This is a genomic window from Nitratireductor sp. GZWM139 (assembly GCF_030068685.1).
Taxonomy (GTDB): Bacteria; Pseudomonadota; Alphaproteobacteria; order Rhizobiales; family Rhizobiaceae; genus Nitratireductor; species Nitratireductor aquimarinus.
This window is the reverse complement of the sequence record NZ_JAMQML010000003.1, coordinates 221,537-240,360: the sequence shown is the minus strand read 5'-3', so window position 1 is coordinate 240,360 and position 18,824 is coordinate 221,537. Positions and strand designations below refer to the sequence as shown.

The window sequence follows — 18,824 nt, the reverse complement described above, 5'->3', positions numbered from 1 at the left end:
CCTCCCCCATGGGTTCAGGCCATGTTATCGCAACAATCGCACCCAGCGGGCAAGATCGACCAAGGTAATGAGTGCCGCCGCCAGATAGGTCAGCGCCGCTGCCTTGAGCACCGAGCGCACGGCCGGCATATCCGTCTCTGAGACATAGGCGCCCTTCTCCAGAACCGGCAGCGCCTTGCCGAAACTGGCGTCCAGCTCTACCGGCAGCGTGGCGAGCGTCACCAGAACGCGCACCGAAAGGAGCCCGACCCCGACCGCGAGAAGCGCCACCAGCGCCATGGGCGTGCGGGCCAGAATGGCGAGAAAAGGCGCAGCGATGAAGAAGATGCCCGCCGCCTTGTCCGTCACCATGGCAAAGCGCGCAAGCCCCTGCCACGCCCTGAAGGAGCGTTCGCCATTTGCGTGCTGAACCGCGTGCGAAACCTCATGCGCGGCAACGGCCACCGCCGTCAGCGAACGCCCGGAATATACATTTTCGGAAAGACGGACCGCCCGCGCCTGCGGGTCGTAATGGTCGCCCCGGTCACTGGTTTCGACGGGAACATCCGGCAGCGAGAAGCGGTCGAGCAGATGGCGGGCAAGCTCCCCGCCGGTTCCGGGAATGTCCGGTCGGTCATCCCCGTGCTTTGCCAGCGTGTGCCGCACCCAGAACTGCGGCAACACGATCACGGCAAGCAGAAGAAGGGCGAGGACGGCAAACAGCATGTGTCGCGGCTCGTCCCCGCCCCTTCAAGGTTCAGGAAACGCCGGAGGCGCGGTTGAGAACGAAGTTCGTTCCGTTGGCCAGCGTGCAGTTCATCCGGTCGCTTGAGGCCAGAAGGCATGTGGCTGCCGTCTGCTGCTGGCTCTTCAGCGAATAGAAGGAAAGCTCGATGGTCTGCCCGCCACGGTGCGAGTACGACCCCTCGGTCAGCACTTCACCGGTCTGGATCGAGCGGGAGCTGAAGCGTCCGCCCTGCAGGGTCGAAACGGCCACACCGTCCGTGCCCATCCACTGCCCTTCGACGCCGGTCTGCCGCGCCATGCGCGGGCCGCCGCCGCTGCCCATATCGGTCTGACAACCAGCCACCGCCAGTGCAGCCGCCACCGCTCCAAGCGTCAAAATATTACGTGTTCTCATAGCCTTGGCCTCCTGTCGCCAACCGGCTCCTGCCGGTCGCGCACCGTCTTTTCATCAGGCCCGGCCCCCGGCGGGGACCGAACTATACCCGTTTCAATTGCCCGATTTTGCCGGCATTGCAAGCGCAGCGCGCCGCCTGACGCTCAGCGCACGAGAATGTTGCGGAACTGCCACGGGTCGGATTCGTCCAGATCTTCAGGGAAGAGGCCCGGCCTCCCCTCAAGCGGCGTCCAGTCGGTGTAATAGCCTTTCACCGGTCCGAGATAAGGCAGCTGCACTTCGAGACAGCGGCGGTAATCCACCTCGTCCGCCTCGACGATGCCGGCTTCCGGGTTCTCCAGCGCCCACACCATGCCTGCGAGCACGGCGGAGGTAACCTGCAGTCCCGTCGCGTTCTGGTAGGGCGCGAGCTTGCGGGCCTCTTCCAGCGTCAGCTGCGAGCCGAACCAGTAGGCATTCTTGTCATGGCCGTAGAGCAGCACGCCCAGCTCGTCCATGCCGTCGACCAGCTCGTTCTCATCCAGCACATGCTGCTCGGGCTGCGCCTTGCCTTCCGCACCGAACATCTCGTGTAACGAAAGCACGGCGTCGTTGCAGGGGTGATAGGCGTAATTGCAGGTCGGGCGGTAGACCAGCTTGCCTTTCTTGTCGCGCACGGTGAAAAAATCCGCGATGGAGATCGATTCATTGTGCGTGACGAGAAAACCGTATTGCGGGCCGGGCGTCGGGCACCAGCTGCGCACGCGCGTGTTCGCGCCCGGCTGCTCCAGGAAGATGGCTGCCTTGTTGCCCTTCTTCTGCTTGCGCGCGTTTTTCGGCGTCCACTTCTCATGCGTGCCCCAACCCAGTTCCGCCGGCTGCAGCCCCTCGGCCACGAAACCTTCCACCGACCAGGTGTTCCAGAACACGTTCATGGGCTTCGGGTTCTTCGCGCGCTGGGTGTCGCGCTCGGCGATGTGAATGCCCTTCACACCGCATTTCTTCATGAGCTTCGCCCAGCCCTCGCGGTCATCGAACGCGGGCTCCTCGAATTTTAGCCCAAGATCGCCGGCAAGGTTCACCAGCCCCTGCTTCACGAACCACGAAACCATGCCCGGATTGGCCCCGCAGGTGGAAACCGCCGTGGTTCCGCCCGGGTTCTTGGCCTTTTCCCGCCGCACCGTCTCACGCAGCGCATAATTGGTGCGCGATGCGTTGTCGGCCTTGTCGTCGAAATAGAAGCCAAGCCACGGCTCGACCACCGTATCGACATAGAGCACGCCGAGCTTGCGACAGAGCTTCATAAGGTCGAGCGAGGACGTGTCCACCGAGAGATTGACGCAAAAGCCCTGCCCTTCGCCCTCGGTCAGAAGCGGCTTGAGCAGCTCCTTGTAATTGTCTTTGGTGACATGCGCCTGCACGTAGCGGATGCCGCGGTCGTCCAGCAGCTTGCGGTCGGTATCGACCGGGTCGATCACCACCATGCGCGTCTTGTCGAATTTGAAATGGCGCTCGATCAGCGGCAGCGTGCCGCGCCCGATAGAACCGAACCCGATCATCACGATCGGTCCGGTGATTTCACCATGGATGGGCCAGTCGTTAGCAGCCATTGCGCGCCTCTCCGAAACAGAATGTCTGAATTTCCAAAACATATAAGCCTGTCATAATAAAGAGCAAAAACGGTTCTGGTTCAGACAGGCTTTGTTATTCCTTAAGAGCATCCAGCCTGTCGACCGTGCGCGAGATGGCGCATTCGATGATCTCGAATTCGGCAACCCCGTGCACCGCGAAGGGATCTTCCGCAAGACACGCTTCCAGCGCCGCGCGCTCGCCCCGCGCCAGGATCACCCCGCCGGTGCGCGGCACCTTGCGCCCGGAGGCAATGAAAATGCCGTCGGCATAGCAGCGGTCCAGCCACGCCATATGACCGGCCATATGCGGCTCGACCTCTTCGACCGGAACCACATAGCGCAGCGAAACAATGAACATGCCCTGATCTCCAATAACAATTCCAGGAAAAGCGGGAACCGCTCTAATTCTCGATTTTCGCGAAGCGCGCCTTCACGAGCGCTTCCTCATATTCACCCCGGGCAGTGGAATCGAACACGACCCCGCCGCCCACATTGTAGATCGCAGACCCGTCTTCAAAGAGCGAAACCGTGCGGATCGCCACGTTGAACCGCATCGTGCCATCGGGCGCGACCCAGCCGACCGAGCCGCAATAGGCCTCGCGCGGCCCCGCCTCCAGCGCATGCAGGATTTCCATCGCGCGTATCTTGGGCGCGCCCGTCACCGAGCCGCAGGGAAAAAGTGCGGAAAAGATTTCGCGCAGCCCCGTTCCCGGCGTCAGCCGCGCCCGAACCCGGCTCACCATCTGGTGCACCGTCTGATAGGTCTCCACATGGAACAGCTCCGGCACGTCCAGCGTACCCACCTCGCTGATGCGCGAAATGTCGTTGCGCAGCAGGTCGACGATCATCCGGTTTTCGGCCTGGTTCTTCGGATCGTTGCGCAGAAAATCCTTCAGCGCCGCATCCTCGTCCGGCGTCTCGCCACGCGGCGCGGTTCCCTTCATCGGCATGGTCTCGATCCAGCCATCGCGCGAAACCTGAAAAAACAGTTCCGGCGAGCGCGAAACGATGACCGGCCAGCCAAGATCCAAAAGCGCCGCATAACGCACGGGCTGGCGCGCGCCGAGCGCATCGAACAGCGCCGCCGGTTCCCCCTCCCAGCGCGCATGGACCGGAAAGGTCAGGTTCGCCTGATAGCAGTCGCCTGCGCGCAGATGCGCATGCAGCCGCTCAAAACGCGGAGCGTAATCCTCAAAGGTCCAGAGCGGCTGCGCATCGCCAAGCGCCGCATCGCGCACATCAAGCACGGGCCGCACCGCGCGTTCTTCCGGCGCATCAAACACGCCGAAACACAAAAGCGGCCCCCGCCGCCCTGCTTGCTGTAGCTCTTCCGGCAGGAGCGGTTTCAGCTTCGGCTCCAGCAGATAACCGGCCTCGTAGGCCATGTATCCGGCAAGCCAGAACCCATCGCTCCGCGCCTTCTCGGCGCGGGCGAGCATGTCGTCAAATGACGGGCCGTCCCATGCGATCAGAACATCGCGCGGGCGGGAGAAGAAAAGCTCCCGCCCGGCCATGTCGTCTCGAAAAAGAGCCTGCCCCCGAAGGTCCGTCAGCATCGGGTCGAACGCGCCCGGATCAGCCGTCGAGCGTCTCGAGCTCGTCGATCAGCCCCTCGATGACCGACAGCCCCTTGCTCCAGAAGTCCGGATCGCTCGCATCGAGGCCGAACGGCGCGAGAAGCTCGGAATGATGCTTCGTGCCGCCTGCCTCGAGCATGGCGAAATACTTCTCCTGAAAGCCCTCCGGCGCCTGTTGGTAGACCGCAAAGAGCGAGTTCACCAGGCAATCGCCGAACGCATAGGCATAGACGTAGAAAGGCGAATGGATGAAGTGCGGGACATAGGCCCAGAAGGTCTCGTATCCCTCGCGCAGCTTCACCGAAGAGCCAAGGCACTCGTTCTGTGCCTCAAGCCACAGCTCGCCGATCTGCTCGGAGGTCAGCTCGCCATCGCTGCGCCGCCTGGAGTGCACCTTGCGCTCGAACTCGTAGAAGGCGATCTGGCGGACAACCGTATTCAGCATGTCCTCCACCTTCTGCGCCAGCATCGCCTTGCGCTCGCGCTTTTCGGTGGTTCGGTCAAGCAGCGAACGGAAGGTCAGCATCTCGCCGAACACGGAGGCCGTCTCGGCCAGCGTCAGCGGCGTCGGCGCCATCAGCGCGCCCTGCTTTGCCGCCAGCACCTGATGGATGCCATGGCCCATCTCATGCGCCAGCGTCATCACATCGCGCGGCTTGCCCAGATAGTTCAGGAGCAGATAGGGATGCGCGGAAGGCACGGTCGGATGGGCAAACGCCCCCGGCGACTTGCCCGGACGCACCGGCGCATCGATCCAGTTGCGGTCGAAGAAGCGCCCGGCGATCTCCGCCATGCGCGGATCGAACGCCGCATAGGCGTCGAGCACGGTCTTCTGCGCTTCCTCCCAGCCGATCACCGCCTGCGGGGTTTCCGGCAGCGGCGCATTGCGGTCCCAGTGGTTCAGAACCTCCATGCCCAGCCATTTCGCCTTCATGGCGTAATAGCGGTGCGACAGTTTCGGATAGGCCGTGCGCACGGCTTCGGCCAGCGCGTCGACAACCGGGCGTTCAACGCGGTTCGCCAGGTGGCGGGAGTCGGCAATGTCCTCGAAACCGCGCCAGCGGTCGGAGATTTCCTTGTCCTTGGCGAGCGTGTTGGTGATCAGCGTGAAGGTGCGCAGGTTCTTGCCAAACGTCTCCGCCAGCGCTTCGGCGGCCCTGCGGCGCTTCTCGCCATCGGCGTCCTGCAACAGGTTGAGCGTCTGCTCCAGCGCCAGTTCCTCGCCATCGACCGTGAAGCGAAGCCCCGTCAGCGTCTCGTCAAAGAGACGGTTCCACGCACCGCGCCCGGTGACCGACTTTTCATGGAAAAGCTGCTCGATCCGGTCTTCCAGCTCATAGGGCTTGTCGCGGCGAATATCGAGCACCCAGGGCCGGTAATGAGCCAGCCGGGCATCCGCCTCAAGCGCTGCCTCAATGGCCGCATCGTCAATCTTGTTGAGCTCCAGCGTGAAGAAGATCAGATGCGCGCTCGCATCGGTCAGCTTCTCCTGCACGTCGCCATAAAGCTTTGCGCGCTTCGGGTCGGAGGTGTCGCCTGCATAGAGAAGCCCCGCATAGGACACGATGCGCCCCATGAGTTCCTCAAGCCCCTCATAGGCCTCCACGGCCTCGCCCAGCCGGCTCTCCGCGCCCTTGGCCACCTCGTCGGCGAGCTTGCCCTTCCAGGCCCTCTCAAAACCGGCAGCCTCTGCCGCTGCGCGGTCCAGATCGCGCTTCAGCTCAGGCGACTCGATTGCGGGATAAAGATCCGTCAGATCCCATTCTGGCAGCTTGCCGAATTCCGAAGCGGCCCTGTCAGCCACAATTGCCGCATCCGTTGCCGCAGGGCGCGCGACCCTGCCAGTGTACTTGGCCATGTAATCCTCGTTCTGCCGAATTCGGTCATTTCTCCGCGACGACGAAAGGTTTCGTTCACCGGGATTCTTGAACCCTTGTTTAGAAGCCTATGCCATTTTGATCCAGCCCGTGCGCGGAAAGCGCGCTCGATACTCTAACGCCATTGCATAAATGCGACATGTCGGAAGCCGTTCTCATAGTCGATGATGACCCGGTCCAGCGCCGCCTCCTTCAGGCTGCGGTGGAGAAACTCGGGCACACGGCGCTGCTTGCCGAGAACGGACGCGAAGCGCTTGGCGTTCTGGAGCGCACCGAACAGACGCCGCGCACCATCGTTCTCGATCTCATGATGCCGGAGATGGGCGGGCTTGAAATGCTCGAACACCTCAATGGCGACGGAACAGACATTCCCGTCATCGTCCAGACATCGCGCGGCAGCATCGACACGGCTGTCGAAGCCATGCGCGCCGGCGCGTTCGACTTCATCGTCAAGCCCGTTGCCCCTGCGCGCCTTGGCGCCGCCATCGGCAATGCGCTCAAGGTCCGCGCGATGGAGACGCGCCAGCGCAGGAGCCAGAAGCCCGCCGAAACCGCCTCTTTCGAAGCCCTCGTCACCAACAGCCCCTCCATGGCGCGCGTCATGAAGCTGGGAGAGAAGGCCGCCGCGAGCGACATCCCGGTTCTCATCGAAGGTGAATCCGGCGTAGGCAAGGAGCTGATCGCCCGCGCCATTCAGGCAGCAAGCGCCCGCCGCCGCAAACCTTTCGTCACCGTCAATTGTGGCGCGATCCCCGACACGCTGGTGGAGAGCATCCTGTTCGGTCACGACAAGGGCGCGTTCACCGGCGCAACCGAAAAGCGCGCCGGCAAATTTGCCGAGGCCGACACCGGCACCCTGTTTCTCGATGAGATCGGCGATCTGCCGCTCGACGTGCAGGTCAAGCTTCTGCGCGCGGTGCAGGAAGGCGAGATCGATCCGGTCGGCGGACGCGGCACGCGCAAGGTGGACATCCGCCTCGTCTCGGCCACCAATCAGAACCTTATTGAGCGGGTGAAGGAGGGCCGCTTCCGCGAAGACCTCTTCTACCGCCTGAACGTCTTCCCGATCATGGTTCCGCCGCTGCGCGACCGCAAGGAAGACATACCGCTTCTCGTGCAGGCCTTCATCGCCCGCTTTGCAGACAGTGCGGCAAGCCGCGTCACCGGCATTGCGCGCCCGGCCCTTGCGCTTTTGGAACGCTATGACTGGCCCGGCAATATCCGCCAGCTCGAAAACGCGGTCTTCCGCGCCGTGGTGCTTTGCGAGACCGGCGTCCTCGATGTCGCCGACTTCCCACAGATCCGTGCGCAGGTGGAAGGGATCGACCCCTATGAGGCGCAGTTCGAGGCTGTCACCGCCTCACCCGCACAGGAAGCGCTGGCCCCCGAGCACCGCCAAGAGACAACGGGCGGGACAGCAGCAACGCCGGCAGAGCGGGTTCGGAAGGGTTTCATCAAGGCGTTGGACGGTCACAATGAGATCCGTCCGCTGGAAGAGATCGAGAACGACATGATCCGGCTCGCCATCGAACATTATGGCGGCCAGATGAGCGAAGTAGCGCGCCGTCTCGGCATTGGTCGCTCGACATTATACCGCAAGCTCAAGGATCTCGGGATCGATCCGACCGGGCGCACACGCCCGAATGAAGACTGAGGCCAATAGAGCACAGTCCACGCATTAACCTGGCATTTACCCTGCGGCGCGTCGTCACGCTTCGCCACGATATCGCCATCGTCTTTGCGCATTCCTACTTTAATAAGATGGAATTAACCATTAAATCGAATACTCGTAAGGTGGGAAGATAGAGTTCCGGGCCAAAGGCTCGGGGGACAAACACCAGCCTGTAAGGCCACGGACCTTGAGACAGAACGACGTTCACGCACCTGTATGGCGCTTGGCTTCACTCGCACGCGTGAGGTTCCTCGCCGGATTGATGCTCGCAGCCAGCGCGCTTTTGGCAGCAGCGCCTGCCGCGCACGCTGAAACGCGCACGCTGAAGCTCTACTTCATCCATACCAAGGAGCGCGCGGAAATCACCTACAAGCGCAACGGACGCTACATCCAGAGCGGCCTGAAGCAGGTGAACCGTTTCCTGCGCGACTGGCGTCGAAACGAACCAACCAACATGGATCCGCAGGTTCTCGACCTGCTTTGGGAGACCTACCGCGCCGCCGGTGCCCGCGATTACATCCATGTCGTGTCCGCCTATCGTTCGCCGCAGACCAACGCCATGCTCCGCAGCCGCTCCAGCGGCGTCGCGAAAAAGAGCCAGCACATGCTCGGCAAGGCGATCGACTTCTACATTCCCGGCGTGAAGCTCTCCACCCTGCGCAATTCCGCCCTGAAGTTTCAGGCCGGCGGCGTCGGCTATTACCCGCGTTCCGGCTCGCCCTTCATCCATATCGATGTCGGCGGCGTGCGCCACTGGCCGCGCATGAGCCGCAAAGAGCTTCTCGCCGTGTTCCCGAGCGGCAACACGATCCACGTGCCGACCGACGGCAAACCGCTCCCCGGCTACAAGCAGGCGCTCGCCTCCTATGAAGCGCGCAAGCGCAAGGGCAGCACCATTCAGGTCGCCCGCGACACCGGCAGCAAGAGCAATAGCGGCGGTGGACGCGGTCTTCTCGCCACGCTGTTCGGCGGCGGCGCCGACGAGGAAGAGGATAACGCAGAAACCACAACGGTTGCCGCGCGTCAGCCGGCAGCCCGCCGCGCGCCTGCCCCGGAAGCCGCACCTGAGCCGCAGCCCGAAACGCCGGGCACGATCCTTGCCGCCCTGCCCCAGCGCAGCGTTCCCACGCCGCGCGCCGCACCGCGCCCTGCCGCCGAAGTTGGCCAGCAACCCCTGCCCTTCGAGGTAAAGCCGGTTGAGGAAGCGCCGACCATTGAGGAGGCAACGCCGCAGGATGCAGGCACTGCCGTTCTGGTCGCAGCGAACATTCCGACGCCCACGCAGCGTCCGGAATACGCGCCTGAAACCTCGACGCAGGAAGCGCTTGCACAGATCGCCGCTGCAGAGCCCCAGGCCTCCGACGCCATTGCCGGCGTGCTGGCCGATGCCGCGCAGGAAGAAGAACCGATCACCACGGCCGCCTACATGCCGCTGCCGTCCAGCCGTCCGGCTCAGGCTCTTGCGCCGTCCGACGAGTTCACCCTCGCCGCACAGCCCCAGCCGCGCCCGCAGCCCGCAGCAGTCACCGCGCCTGAGAGCGACTTTGCGCTCAAGGTAGATGAGCAGGCTGCCGTCACGGTTGCCGCGGCTCCGGCACAGCCTGAACGTGGCCAGCCGGTCTCCGCATCGCCGCGTCAGGCGCTTCTGGCCCGTGCGGACCAGCAGGCTGCCCCGCGCCCGGAAATCCGTTCGCGCAGCACGCGCAAATCGGCCAAGCCCGGCCCCAACGACATCGCACCGGGCGCACAGCCCGTCGTCGTTGCGGCAACCGGCGAAGCGCCGATCCGCGCACTCAGCCGCAACTCCATGCTGAACGAAGCCGTAAAGCCGACACAGCCGCCGGCATTCGACAGCGAGTTCGTCCGGTCGCCTGAAACCGTCTACACGACCGGGTTCCAGCAGGACGTGACCGTCGCCGACGCCACGCGCTTCACCGGCAAGGCCGTGAACTTCATTTCCATGGCCCGGTTCCGCACCAACTGACGAGCCGAAAACAGACATGAAAAAAGCGGGGCCAGGCCCCGCTTTTTTTTGTGCGTTGGTTTTCGCGAAAAGGCGATCAGCCCCTAAGGCCACTTGCCTCACGCGCCAGCGCTTCGATGGCGTCCCAGTCGCCTGCGTCAATCGCCTTGTCAGGCGCAACCCAGGAGCCGCCCACGCAGATCACGTTGGGCAGCGAAAGATAGTCACCCACATTCTTCGGCGACACGCCGCCCGTCGGGCAGAAGCGGATGGAAGCCAGCGGGGACGAAAGCGCCTTCAGGAAGGGCGCACCGCCTGCCTGTTCGGCCGGGAAGAACTTCAACAGGCTGTAGCCTTCCTCACGCGCGGCCATCACCTCGCTCGGCGTCGCCGCGCCCGGTAGGAAAGGCACCTCGGACATGGAGGCCGCATCAAGCAGCTCCTGCGTGATGCCGGGGCTCACGATGAACCGCGCGCCCGCCGCCACTGCATAGGAGAAATCCTTCGAGGTCAGGATCGTGCCCGCACCGACAATCGCCTCCGGCACTTCCTCGCAGACGAGACGGATCGCATCGATGGCGTCCGGCGTGCGCAGCGTGATCTCGATGGCGGGAAGCCCGCCCTTCACCAGCGCGCGGGCCAGCGGCACGGCATCTGCCAGACGGTCGATCTTCAGAACCGGAATGACCGGCTGTCCTTCAAGGATCGCCAGCAATACGTCGTTCTTCTTCTGCATGGCAGCGTTCATGTGCACACCTCTCCTCAAGGCCTGTCCGTTTCGTGCGAAACCGCACTTTTAAAACGGTTCAATACATCGATTTCGCCGCCCATGAACACTTTTCTTCCGAAACTGGCAAGCCGCAACGCTCAAAACGCCCGTGGCAAATCGCGCCAGAGGCGCAAAACAAACGCTTTTGCGCGCGTGAAAAGCCCGGTGAGCGGCAGGCTCCGACGAAGCGCCGCACGCGTCACCGGCCCGGCGATGCCATCCACCCTGATACCCGCCTCCGCCTGAAACCGCTTCAGCGCCTCTTCGGTCCGCCGCCCGAAAACGCCATCCGCCACCACCGGATAGCCCAGCGCCGAAAGCATGGTCTGCACGCTTTCCACCGCCTCTCCCCGCGCGCCCATTTTCAGCAGACCGTCAGCAGCCTGCCTTCCTTCGACACGCTCCCCGGCATGGAGGCGATAGGCCTGCGCCAGCTTCCGGTCATAGCGGTTTCGCCGGTAGCCCGGCCCGTTATAGCCATGCGCGAACCGCGCCCAGTCATGCGCGGCAAGCGGCTCCTTCAGCCCGGCCTTTTCGATGTAACGCAGCATCAGACGCATCTGCCCGGCAAGGCCGTCACGCGCCTCGGCAACCAGCGCCTCCACATCGGCAAAGCCGAGCCAGCTCCAGTGCGCGCCCATCACCTGCCCCACGCCCCACGACACCGACTCATACGCCGCCTTGCGGTCAATGCGCGCCGCCTCCTTCAAAAGCGCCCAGCGCGCCGCCTGGCTGCGTGGATTGGCAATCGCGCCCGCCTCGGGCGAAGCCAGTCCCGCCGCCCGCGCCGCCGCCTGCTTCGCACCGGAAAGCCGACGGTCGAAATAATGCCCCTCAAACCGGATCGGCGGCTCCGCCCTGCCGCGCACCATCGCCGACACCTGCCCGCCGCTTTCCACCTGCGCCACCGCCAGAAGCAGCGCCGGCTCCAGCCCCGCCGCCAGCGCCGCAATCCTGATTTCACCGATCTCCGCGTCCGAAAACATCGCGCTCGTCCCTCTCCGTTTTCGGGAATTATCGACCCGCCCCCGCAGCCGGGGAGAAAACCCGCTTCAGGAAAACCCGCGCAAACCCGGATCCGCCCCGTCAAACCGAGGAAAACGCGGCTTTTTCTTGCAAGCTGAAAAGGAGAGGCGTAGGAGACCGCGCATGATTTCATCCTCGCCAGACCAGACGTTCCGCGTCGCCGCTCTCTATCGTTTCGCCGCCCTGCCGGATTATGAGGCGCTGCGTCCGCAGCTTGCCGCCTTCTGCGAGAAGAACGGCATTCGCGGCACGCTTCTTCTGGCCGCCGAGGGCATCAACGGCACCGTTGCCGGCGCGCCCGAAGCAATCGACGCGCTGATCACCCATCTGGAAACGATCCCCGCCCTCAAGGGCATCGAGGTCAAATACAGCACGGCCTCCGAAATGCCCTTCCACCGCATGAAAGTGCGGCTGAAGAAGGAGATCGTCACCATGGGCGTGCCCGAGGTCGATCCCGTCAATCAGGTCGGCGCCTATGTTGAGCCTGCCGACTGGAACGCGCTGATCGCCGATCCCGACACACTGGTCGTCGACACCCGCAACGCCTACGAAACCGCCATCGGCACGTTCTCGCGCGCCGAGGATCCGGAAACGGAAACCTTCCGCGACTTCCCCGCCTGGGCCGAGCGCAACCTCAATCGCCTCAAGGGGCGCAAGGTCGCCATGTTCTGCACCGGCGGCATACGCTGCGAAAAGGCCACCGCCTATATGAAGCTGATCGGCGTCGATGATGTCTATCACCTCAAGGGCGGCATCCTGAAATATCTGGAAGAGGTTCCGGCCGAAGAAAGCCTGTGGGAAGGCGAGTGCTTCGTGTTCGATGAACGCGTCTCGGTGCGCCACGGTCTCGAAGAGGGCGACGCCACGCTTTGCCGCGCCTGCCGGCATCCGCTGACGCCTGAGGAGCGCGCCTCCCCGCTGTTTCAGGAAGGCGTTTCCTGCCCGCATTGCGCCGAAACCCGCAGCGAAGCAGACCGCGCCCGCTATGCCGAGCGCCAGCGCCAGGTGGAACTGGCCGAAAAACGCGGCGAGAGCTTCCCCATCGGCGCACCGTCAGAGAAGCACAAAGCCTAAAGCAATTTCAGGAAAAGCGGATTGCTCTAGACCGCTGCGGCCAGATCCTCGAGTATCGCGTCCGCATGGGTCCACAGAATGGCGCTGCCCTCGCCTTCAAGCCGGTGCAGCGTGCTGTTGACGAAACGGCCATCCAGCGTCGCACCGAAATCCGGCGAATGCACCGGGCTCGTATCGGCAAGGCCGAACCACAGCGCCACCGGATGCGCGAAATGTCAAAGTTCGATCATCAGGACTGACGCAATGCCGCAGCCACGCCGGCGCGCGCAAAGCGCTTCAGCGCCGTCTCGTCAACACCCGCACGGGCCTGAACGGCAATGCCGATCAGAACCGACACCATCAACTGCGCAAGCCCCGCCACTTCACCGTCGGCCTCTTCCCGCGCAATCCGCGCCGTAAGCTGCGCCTCGATCCCGCGGATCGTGTCCGCCAGCACGGCTGCGATCTCCTCATCGGCCGGCGCTTCCGCCGTCGCCGTGCACAGAACCAGACAGCCCGGAGCAGCACCCTCGCCATAAAAGCCGACCGCCGCGTCGAAGAACCCCGTCAGCGCATCGCCCAGAGGCCCCTCGCGCTCCAGCGCCGGCGAGACCGCCCGTTCCATCCGCCGCCGGTAATCTTCAAGGGCGGCCAGATACATGGCCTTCTTGTTGCCGAACGCGGCGAAAAGGCTGGGCCGGTTCATCCCCGCCGCCCGCGCGATCTCGTCCAGCGAGGCAGCGGCATAGCCGCGCAGGCGAAACGCTTCTGCAATGGCCATCAGCGCCGCTTCGCGGTCATAGGCAGGCGGACGTCCTCGGCGTGCAATCATTTTGTACCGTCTTGCATAAAATTCATCTCCGTGCATTTTTATGCGAAACAGTACAAATATCAAGGCACATCACAATGACCCAATCCAAACATCCCGGAAATGCAGCCATGGGCACACTCGCCTGGGGCCACGGAACGGATGGAACACTGAGCGGCGGCGAAAAAATCCGCCTCATCGGCAATCTCGCCTTTGTGCAGGTGCAGCAGGCACTCGACACGGTGCGCCACCGCCTCGGCCTTCTCACCCCGGCTCCGGTCTCGCTCGACGCGCTGATGCCGCCGCAGACCGCGCTGGTCGAAGATGCGCTTCAGCTCGCCACGGAGACCCATCGCGATGCGTTGCTTTTCCATAGCTGGCGCACCTATCTGTTCGGCGCGTTGATCGCGGCCCATGAGCGCCTCGACCACGATCCCGCCCTGTTCTTCGCGGCCGCAATCCTGCATGATATCGGCCTGACCGAGCGCCACGAGCCGTCACTCTGCACGCGCTGTTTTGCGCTCAGCGGCGGCGAGCGGGCGCGCGATCATCTCTGCGCGAAAGGACATGGCGGCGAGACCGGCCGGAAGGTCGGCGACGCCATCGCGCTCCATCTCAACGGATGGGTGTCCGCCCGCGCCCATGGCGCGGAGGCGCATCTGGTGTCGCGCGGCGCGGTCTGTGATCTTTTCGGCGCTGGCCGCCACCGCATCGCACCTGCCACGCTGGCGCAGGTGCTGGAGCGTTTTCCGCGCGACGGCGTGATCGAAGCCCTCCGGTTCGAGACGGCCGAACACAGAATGGGCACCCGCCCCGCCATCATGACCGGGCTGTCAGGCGGCAAGGCTCCTGCCGAACCCTTCGGATGACATTGGACTTTCGTCGTCCCATGCCGGTTGCAACGCCCTGCAACATTGCAATGCCGCAAATGCCTTCCTACCTTTTCGCCAACGCTACGGCGCGACAGGCGCGAAACGAGGAGATGCGGATGTTTGATCCAAAGAAGCTGCTGAACGACCTTCTGGGCTCACAGGTGCCCGGAACGCAGGGAACCGTGCGCGACAAGGCGGGCCAGGCGGTTCAGCTCGCCAAGGACAATCCGCTTGCAACCGGTGCCATCGCGGCTGTCCTTCTGGGCACCAGCACGGGGCGTTCCGTCACCGGCAGCGCGCTCAAGCTCGGCGGCATCGCCGCCGTGGCCGGCATCGCCTACAAGGCCTATCAGAACTATCAGTCCGGCAAGGAGCCGACCGAGGCTGCGAAAGAAGGCGAGCTTCTGCCGCCGCCGGAAGACACCAGCTTCAACCCGGCCCAGGCCCCGCAGGGCGAAGGCGAATTCGCGCTGGCGCTGGTGCGCGCCATGATCGCCGCCGCCCGCGCCGACGGTCATATCGATGAAGGCGAGCGCGCCAAGATCGCCGACAAGCTCAAGCTTTCCGGCATCGACAGCGAGGAGGAAGCCTTCCTCATGCGCGAGCTGGAGCGCCCGGTCGATCTCGATGCGCTGGTCGAGGCCGCACAGACCGACGCCCAGAAGATCGAGCTTTACACGGCTTCGCGCCTCACCATCGAACCGAAGACCCGCGCCGAGCGCGGCTATCTCGACATGCTCGCCGGCCGCCTGCGCCTGCCCGACCCGCTTGTCGACCACATCGAGGCAACCGTCTCCGAAGCAACGGCCTGACCGTTTCTCAACCGTCCGGTCATGATCTTCCAGTCATGGCCACCCCGACGAAAAGCCGACCTCAACGTCAATGCCCCCTTCTCCCCGCAAGCGGGGAGAAGGAAGCTGCGCAACCGCCCCGCCTAAAGCCCAAAGGCCGCACACCGCCAAACGACCCGGCCCCGGCGTCGAGGCCCCCTTCTCCCCGCATGCGGGGAGAAGGTGAGGATGAGGGGCGGGCACCGGCATTCGCGAAACACACACCCCGTCACCAGGCGCGCCACCACACCACCCCCATCCCCAGAGCTTTGCCCCATCCTCCCTTGACCCCGCCGTCACCGCCCTCCTAATATCCAAACCGGGCAGCGCGTGATGGCTGCCTCTGTCCCAAGGTTCGGGCGGCATTCGGGGCGCGAATGTCCAGACCTGACCACCATGCATTCCCGTTGACCGGCGCGCGGCACCCGTCCGCGCCAATGACCTATGGTGGTTCCATGTTCAAACGTGCTCTTGTGAGCCTCGCCCTCCTCGCTTCTCTTTCCACGGCGGCCACCGCCGAAAAACTCACCGTCTTCGCCGCTGCCAGCATGAAGGACGCCATTGAGCGCGCCGCAGGCGAATATCAGGCAGCCGGTGGCGACGAAGTGGTCGTCTCCTTTGCCTCCAGCTCCGTTCTCGCCCGCCAGATCGAGGCCGGTGCGCCGGCCGATGTCTACATCTCCGCAAACACCGACTGGATGGCGTATCTGGTCGAACGCGACCTGGTCCGCGCCGACAGCGAGACCATCATCGCCGGCAACAATCTCGTCATCGCAGCCGCAGAGGGGACAGAGCCGGCCGACAGCCCCGACGCCCTGCTTGACGAGCGCTTCGCCATGGGCGATCCGAGCCATGTGCCCGCCGGCAAATATGCCCGCACGGCGCTCGAAAACCTCGATCTCTGGAAAGACGTCGAGAAGAACGCCGTGTTCGGTGAAAACGTCCGCGTGGCGCTGGAGCTCGCCAGCCGTGGCGAGGTCAAAGCGGCCATCGTCTACGGATCGGACCAGAAAGCCGCCGGCGATCTGGTGCGGGCCTATGTCTTCCCGGCAGACAGCCATGCGCCGATCCTCTACCCCGCCGCCGCTACGAAGGATGGAGCCGAAAGCGCCGAAGCCTTCCTCGCCTTCCTGAAAAGCGAGGCCGGCCGCGCGATCTTCACCGATCTCGGTTTTTCCGAAGCTACGGAATAGACTGCCGACATGGGCGAGACCGAACTTTCGATCATACTCCTGTCCGCGAGGGTGGCGTTTACCGCCATCCTCTGCGCGCTCGTTCCGGCCTTTGCGGTGGCCTGGCTTCTGGCCCGCAAACAGTTCCCCGGAAAGGGCGTCGTTCAGGCGCTGGTCACCCTGCCGCTCGTGCTGCCGCCGGTCGTCACCGGCTACGGCCTGTTGATCCTGTTCGGTTCCAAAGGGCCGCTTGGCCAGCTCTTTGAAAACCTGTTCGGCATCAGCTTCGCCTTCCGCTGGACGGGCGCGGCGCTCGCCGCCGGCGTCATGGCGTTTCCGCTCCTCGTGCGGCCCATCCGCCTGTCGCTCGAAGCCATGGATCAGGGCTTTGGCGAGGCCGCGCGCACGCTCGGCGCATCGCGTCTCACCGTATTCTTCACCGTCACCCTGCCGCTCGCCCTTCCGGGCGTCATAGCAGGCGCCGTTCTCGGCTTCGCCAAGGCGCTTGGCGAGTTCGGGGCGACGATCACCTTCGTCTCAAACATTCCCGGCGAAACACAGACCCTGTCGCTCGCCATCTATGCGCTGCTGCAATCGCCATCGGGCGATGCCGCCGCCCTTCGCCTGATCGCAATCGCCGTCGCCCTGGCGCTCGCCGCCATCGTCGCGTCCGAATATCTGGCCCGCAGGCTCACCGCCGGAGGACGCGCATGAGCACTCTACACGTAGACATCAGGGGCCGCGCCGGCAGCTTCGAGATCGAAACCGCCTTTCAGGCCGGCGCAGGCGTCACCGCGCTGTTCGGGCCATCCGGCGCAGGCAAATCGACCCTGCTCAAGATGATCGCCGGCACGGCCCGTCCGCAGTCGGGACGCATCGTGGCTGGCGGGCGCACGCTGTTCGATTCGGCCACCGGCACGAACCTCCCGCCGGAAAAGCGCGGCATCGGCTTCGTCTTTCAGGATGCACGCCTCTTCCCGCATCTCTCGGTGCGCAGAAACCTCACCTATGCCCGCTGGGCCGGTCGCCGTCCGGCATCCCGCGCCTTCGATGAAGTGGTGGCCCTGCTTGGCCTTGAAGACCGGCTCGACGCTGCACCCGCCACGCTTTCAGGCGGCGAGCGCCAGCGCGTCGCCATTGGCCGGGCGCTGCTTGCCGACCCCGCGCTGCTTCTCATGGACGAGCCGCTCTCCTCGCTCGACAAGGCGCGGCGCAACGAGATCCTGCCCTATCTGGAAGCGATCCGCACCGAGGCCGGCATTCCCATCCTCTATGTGAGCCACGAAACTTCGGAGGTCGCGCGTCTGGCCGACACGGTGGTGCTGATCGAAAACGGACGCGTTTCCGACAGCGGCCCCGCCGCCGCCATCCTCGCCCGCCTCGGCCTTGCCGCCGGCGGCGATCCCGACGAGGCCGGCGTCATCCTTGAAGGCCGCATCACGGATGTTGACCCCGCTTACCACACCGCCGTCATCGCGCTTGATGACGACCGCATCGAGCTGACCGGAAACGGGTTTGCACCCGGCATGTCGGTGCGATTGCGCGTGCGTGCGGGCGATGTCGCCATCGCCAATGCGCCCCATGACGGGCTGTCGATCCGCAACCAGCTTCCCGCAATTGTCGAGGAGATTCGCCGCGACGGCGCGTTCGCCACCGTTGCGCTCGGCTTTGGCGGGCAGCAGCTTCTGGCCCGCATCACGGCGAAGTCGGCGGATGCACTCGGCCTTCAGCCGGGCAGCCGGGTCCACGCCCTGCTCAAGGCCGTTTCCGTCGAGATGGCGCGCATCGAAAGCCCGCGCGGCGGGCTCACATCCGCGTCATCGCCACGCTGAGCGAAGGGCCTTTCGCAATCGTCTGGTAGACCACGCAGTAGCGCTCGGTGAGCTTCAACAGCTGATCGAGCTGCTCCTGCGATGCATCCGTATCGAGATCGAAGGACAGCCGGATTTCCGCAAAACCCACCGGCGTATCCTTCACCACGCCCAGCGTGCCGCGAAAGTCGAGATCGCCCTCGGCTGAAACCACGCCCGCCCGGAGCGGTATCTCCAGCGCCGTGGCCACGGCCTTCAGCGTCACGCCCGCGCAGGCGACCAGCGCCTCCAGAAGCATGTCGCCGGAGCACAGCTCCAGCCCCGTTCCGCCCGTCGCCGGATGCAGTCCGGCAATGGCGATCGCGCGGCCGGTCTCCACCTTGCAGGCAATGTTCTGATCGTCGAGCGCGCCCCTGGCGTGAAGCGTGATGAGGGCTGCGCCCGGCTCGCCGCGATAGCGGTCCTTGATCGGCGCCTGAATGGCGCGCAGTTCTGCAGCGTCCATGGCATACACCTCCTTCGAGCCCACCGGGCTCGCCATCAAACCCCAGAATAGCACCATAAGCACGAGCCCGCGAACTTACGGTTTGCCACCCAAGTTTCACTTGCATCACCTTCAAGCCGGTGGAAACATGCCGCCGGGTCCGTCTTCAACGGGACGTCA

The 18,824-nt window shown here is 64.4% G+C and carries 19 protein-coding genes; 8 read left to right on the top strand and 11 right to left on the bottom strand.

Features of this window, described 5'->3' with window-relative positions:
* Window positions 1-24 precede the first annotated feature (24 nt).
* The 6 genes from NDI72_RS05205 to NDI72_RS05180 all read right to left on the bottom strand — a co-directional run bounded on the left by NDI72_RS05205 (window position 25) and on the right by NDI72_RS05180 (window position 6,165).
* Window positions 25-705, bottom strand: coding sequence for a zinc metallopeptidase (locus tag NDI72_RS05205; protein ID WP_113152909.1), 681 nt, complete (start codon window positions 703-705; stop codon window positions 25-27).
* Window positions 706-736: 31 nt separating this feature from the next.
* The gene (locus NDI72_RS05200; protein WP_113152910.1) at window positions 737-1,120 is read right to left on the bottom strand and encodes an Omp10 family outer membrane lipoprotein; all 384 of its coding nucleotides are present in this window, start codon (window positions 1,118-1,120) and stop codon (window positions 737-739) included.
* Between the two features lie 143 nt (window positions 1,121-1,263).
* A complete protein-coding gene (locus NDI72_RS05195; protein WP_206544168.1) occupies window positions 1,264-2,709 on the bottom strand; it encodes a homospermidine synthase in 1,446 nt (481 codons plus the stop codon).
* Between the two features lie 94 nt (window positions 2,710-2,803).
* Window positions 2,804-3,088: a YciI family protein gene (locus NDI72_RS05190; protein ID WP_206544169.1), complete on the bottom strand. Its 285-nt coding sequence runs from the start codon at window positions 3,086-3,088 to the stop codon at window positions 2,804-2,806.
* Window positions 3,089-3,131: 43 nt separating this feature from the next.
* On the bottom strand, window positions 3,132-4,286 hold the full coding sequence (locus NDI72_RS05185) for an aminodeoxychorismate synthase component I (protein WP_283799859.1): 1,155 nt from the start codon (window positions 4,284-4,286) through the stop codon (window positions 3,132-3,134).
* A gap of 19 nt (window positions 4,287-4,305) precedes the next feature.
* Window positions 4,306-6,165, bottom strand: coding sequence for a M3 family oligoendopeptidase (locus NDI72_RS05180; protein ID WP_113152914.1), 1,860 nt, complete (start codon window positions 6,163-6,165; stop codon window positions 4,306-4,308).
* Between the two features lie 158 nt (window positions 6,166-6,323).
* Here NDI72_RS05180 and NDI72_RS05175 point away from each other — a divergent pair, with 158 nt between their 5' ends.
* Complete coding sequence (locus NDI72_RS05175) at window positions 6,324-7,838, top strand: sigma-54-dependent transcriptional regulator (RefSeq protein ID WP_206547804.1); 1,515 nt, start codon at window positions 6,324-6,326, stop codon at window positions 7,836-7,838.
* A 280-nt stretch (window positions 7,839-8,118) separates the two neighbouring features.
* Window positions 8,119-9,840: a peptidoglycan L,D-endopeptidase MepK gene (gene mepK / locus NDI72_RS05170; protein ID WP_283799858.1), complete on the top strand. Its 1,722-nt coding sequence runs from the start codon at window positions 8,119-8,121 to the stop codon at window positions 9,838-9,840.
* A gap of 76 nt (window positions 9,841-9,916) precedes the next feature.
* On the opposite strand, the gene NDI72_RS05165 is transcribed toward mepK, so the two are convergent.
* Together NDI72_RS05165 and NDI72_RS05160 are read right to left on the bottom strand one after the other, a co-directional pair.
* Complete coding sequence (locus tag NDI72_RS05165; protein ID WP_113155999.1) at window positions 9,917-10,555, bottom strand: 2-dehydro-3-deoxy-phosphogluconate aldolase; 639 nt, start codon at window positions 10,553-10,555, stop codon at window positions 9,917-9,919.
* Between the two features lie 131 nt (window positions 10,556-10,686).
* The gene (locus NDI72_RS05160) at window positions 10,687-11,574 is read right to left on the bottom strand and encodes an N-acetylmuramidase domain-containing protein (protein WP_283799857.1); all 888 of its coding nucleotides are present in this window, start codon (window positions 11,572-11,574) and stop codon (window positions 10,687-10,689) included.
* 163 nt (window positions 11,575-11,737) lie between these two features.
* Between NDI72_RS05160 and trhO the strand changes: the two genes are divergently transcribed.
* On the top strand, window positions 11,738-12,688 hold the full coding sequence (gene trhO / locus NDI72_RS05155) for an oxygen-dependent tRNA uridine(34) hydroxylase TrhO (protein WP_206544174.1): 951 nt from the start codon (window positions 11,738-11,740) through the stop codon (window positions 12,686-12,688).
* Window positions 12,689-12,714: 26 nt separating this feature from the next.
* Here the strand turns inward: trhO and NDI72_RS05150 are convergent, their stop codons facing one another.
* Window positions 12,715-12,888 (bottom strand): hypothetical protein, encoded by a 174-nt coding sequence (locus tag NDI72_RS05150; RefSeq protein WP_283799856.1) that lies wholly within the window; start codon window positions 12,886-12,888, stop codon window positions 12,715-12,717.
* 29 nt (window positions 12,889-12,917) lie between these two features.
* A complete protein-coding gene (locus NDI72_RS05145) occupies window positions 12,918-13,499 on the bottom strand; it encodes a TetR/AcrR family transcriptional regulator (RefSeq protein ID WP_283799855.1) in 582 nt (193 codons plus the stop codon).
* A 74-nt stretch (window positions 13,500-13,573) separates the two neighbouring features.
* Here NDI72_RS05145 and NDI72_RS05140 point away from each other — a divergent pair, with 74 nt between their 5' ends.
* From NDI72_RS05140 to modC, 5 genes are all read left to right on the top strand, one after another.
* Window positions 13,574-14,344: an HD domain-containing protein gene (locus tag NDI72_RS05140; RefSeq protein ID WP_283799854.1), complete on the top strand. Its 771-nt coding sequence runs from the start codon at window positions 13,574-13,576 to the stop codon at window positions 14,342-14,344.
* Between the two features lie 119 nt (window positions 14,345-14,463).
* Window positions 14,464-15,159, top strand: a complete 696-nt coding sequence (locus NDI72_RS05135) for a tellurite resistance TerB family protein (protein ID WP_113156000.1) — start codon at window positions 14,464-14,466, stop codon at window positions 15,157-15,159.
* Window positions 15,160-15,632: 473 nt separating this feature from the next.
* Entirely contained in the window at window positions 15,633-16,370 is a 738-nt protein-coding gene (gene modA, locus NDI72_RS05130) for a molybdate ABC transporter substrate-binding protein (protein WP_113156001.1), read from the top strand.
* Between the two features lie 9 nt (window positions 16,371-16,379).
* Window positions 16,380-17,063, top strand: coding sequence for a molybdate ABC transporter permease subunit (gene modB, locus NDI72_RS05125; RefSeq protein ID WP_206547808.1), 684 nt, complete (start codon window positions 16,380-16,382; stop codon window positions 17,061-17,063).
* The gene (gene modC / locus NDI72_RS05120) at window positions 17,060-18,181 is read left to right on the top strand and encodes a molybdenum ABC transporter ATP-binding protein (protein ID WP_283799853.1); all 1,122 of its coding nucleotides are present in this window, start codon (window positions 17,060-17,062) and stop codon (window positions 18,179-18,181) included. Before modB ends, modC begins: the two co-directional genes overlap by 4 nt.
* Here the strand turns inward: modC and NDI72_RS05115 are convergent.
* Window positions 18,156-18,665 (bottom strand): OsmC family protein, encoded by a 510-nt coding sequence (locus tag NDI72_RS05115; RefSeq protein ID WP_206547810.1) that lies wholly within the window; start codon window positions 18,663-18,665, stop codon window positions 18,156-18,158. The two genes, modC and NDI72_RS05115, sit on opposite strands and share 26 nt — an antisense overlap.
* Window positions 18,666-18,824 lie beyond the last annotated feature (159 nt).

What these genes read in the sequence shown, in the direction of transcription:
- NDI72_RS05200 (WP_113152910.1), bottom strand. Translation starts at nt 1,120, where the DNA reads ATGAGAACACGTAATATTTTGACGCTTGGAGCGGTGGCGGCTGCACTG.
- NDI72_RS05165 (WP_113155999.1), bottom strand. Translation starts at nt 10,555, where the DNA reads ATGCAGAAGAAGAACGACGTATTGCTGGCGATCCTTGAAGGACAGCCG.
- modA (WP_113156001.1), top strand. Translation starts at nt 15,633, where the DNA reads ATGTTCAAACGTGCTCTTGTGAGCCTCGCCCTCCTCGCTTCTCTTTCC.
- NDI72_RS05180 (WP_113152914.1), bottom strand. Translation starts at nt 6,165, where the DNA reads ATGGCCAAGTACACTGGCAGGGTCGCGCGCCCTGCGGCAACGGATGCG.
- modB (WP_206547808.1), top strand. Translation starts at nt 16,380, where the DNA reads ATGGGCGAGACCGAACTTTCGATCATACTCCTGTCCGCGAGGGTGGCG.
- mepK (WP_283799858.1), top strand. Translation starts at nt 8,119, where the DNA reads ATGCTCGCAGCCAGCGCGCTTTTGGCAGCAGCGCCTGCCGCGCACGCT.
- NDI72_RS05185 (WP_283799859.1), bottom strand. Translation starts at nt 4,286, where the DNA reads ATGCTGACGGACCTTCGGGGGCAGGCTCTTTTTCGAGACGACATGGCC.
- NDI72_RS05140 (WP_283799854.1), top strand. Translation starts at nt 13,574, where the DNA reads ATGACCCAATCCAAACATCCCGGAAATGCAGCCATGGGCACACTCGCC.
- NDI72_RS05195 (WP_206544168.1), bottom strand. Translation starts at nt 2,709, where the DNA reads ATGGCTGCTAACGACTGGCCCATCCATGGTGAAATCACCGGACCGATC.
- NDI72_RS05160 (WP_283799857.1), bottom strand. Translation starts at nt 11,574, where the DNA reads ATGTTTTCGGACGCGGAGATCGGTGAAATCAGGATTGCGGCGCTGGCG.
- NDI72_RS05205 (WP_113152909.1), bottom strand. Translation starts at nt 705, where the DNA reads ATGCTGTTTGCCGTCCTCGCCCTTCTTCTGCTTGCCGTGATCGTGTTG.
- NDI72_RS05145 (WP_283799855.1), bottom strand. Translation starts at nt 13,499, where the DNA reads ATGATTGCACGCCGAGGACGTCCGCCTGCCTATGACCGCGAAGCGGCG.
- modC (WP_283799853.1), top strand. Translation starts at nt 17,060, where the DNA reads ATGAGCACTCTACACGTAGACATCAGGGGCCGCGCCGGCAGCTTCGAG.
- NDI72_RS05175 (WP_206547804.1), top strand. Translation starts at nt 6,324, where the DNA reads ATGTCGGAAGCCGTTCTCATAGTCGATGATGACCCGGTCCAGCGCCGC.
- NDI72_RS05135 (WP_113156000.1), top strand. Translation starts at nt 14,464, where the DNA reads ATGTTTGATCCAAAGAAGCTGCTGAACGACCTTCTGGGCTCACAGGTG.
- trhO (WP_206544174.1), top strand. Translation starts at nt 11,738, where the DNA reads ATGATTTCATCCTCGCCAGACCAGACGTTCCGCGTCGCCGCTCTCTAT.
- NDI72_RS05115 (WP_206547810.1), bottom strand. Translation starts at nt 18,665, where the DNA reads ATGGACGCTGCAGAACTGCGCGCCATTCAGGCGCCGATCAAGGACCGC.
- NDI72_RS05190 (WP_206544169.1), bottom strand. Translation starts at nt 3,088, where the DNA reads ATGTTCATTGTTTCGCTGCGCTATGTGGTTCCGGTCGAAGAGGTCGAG.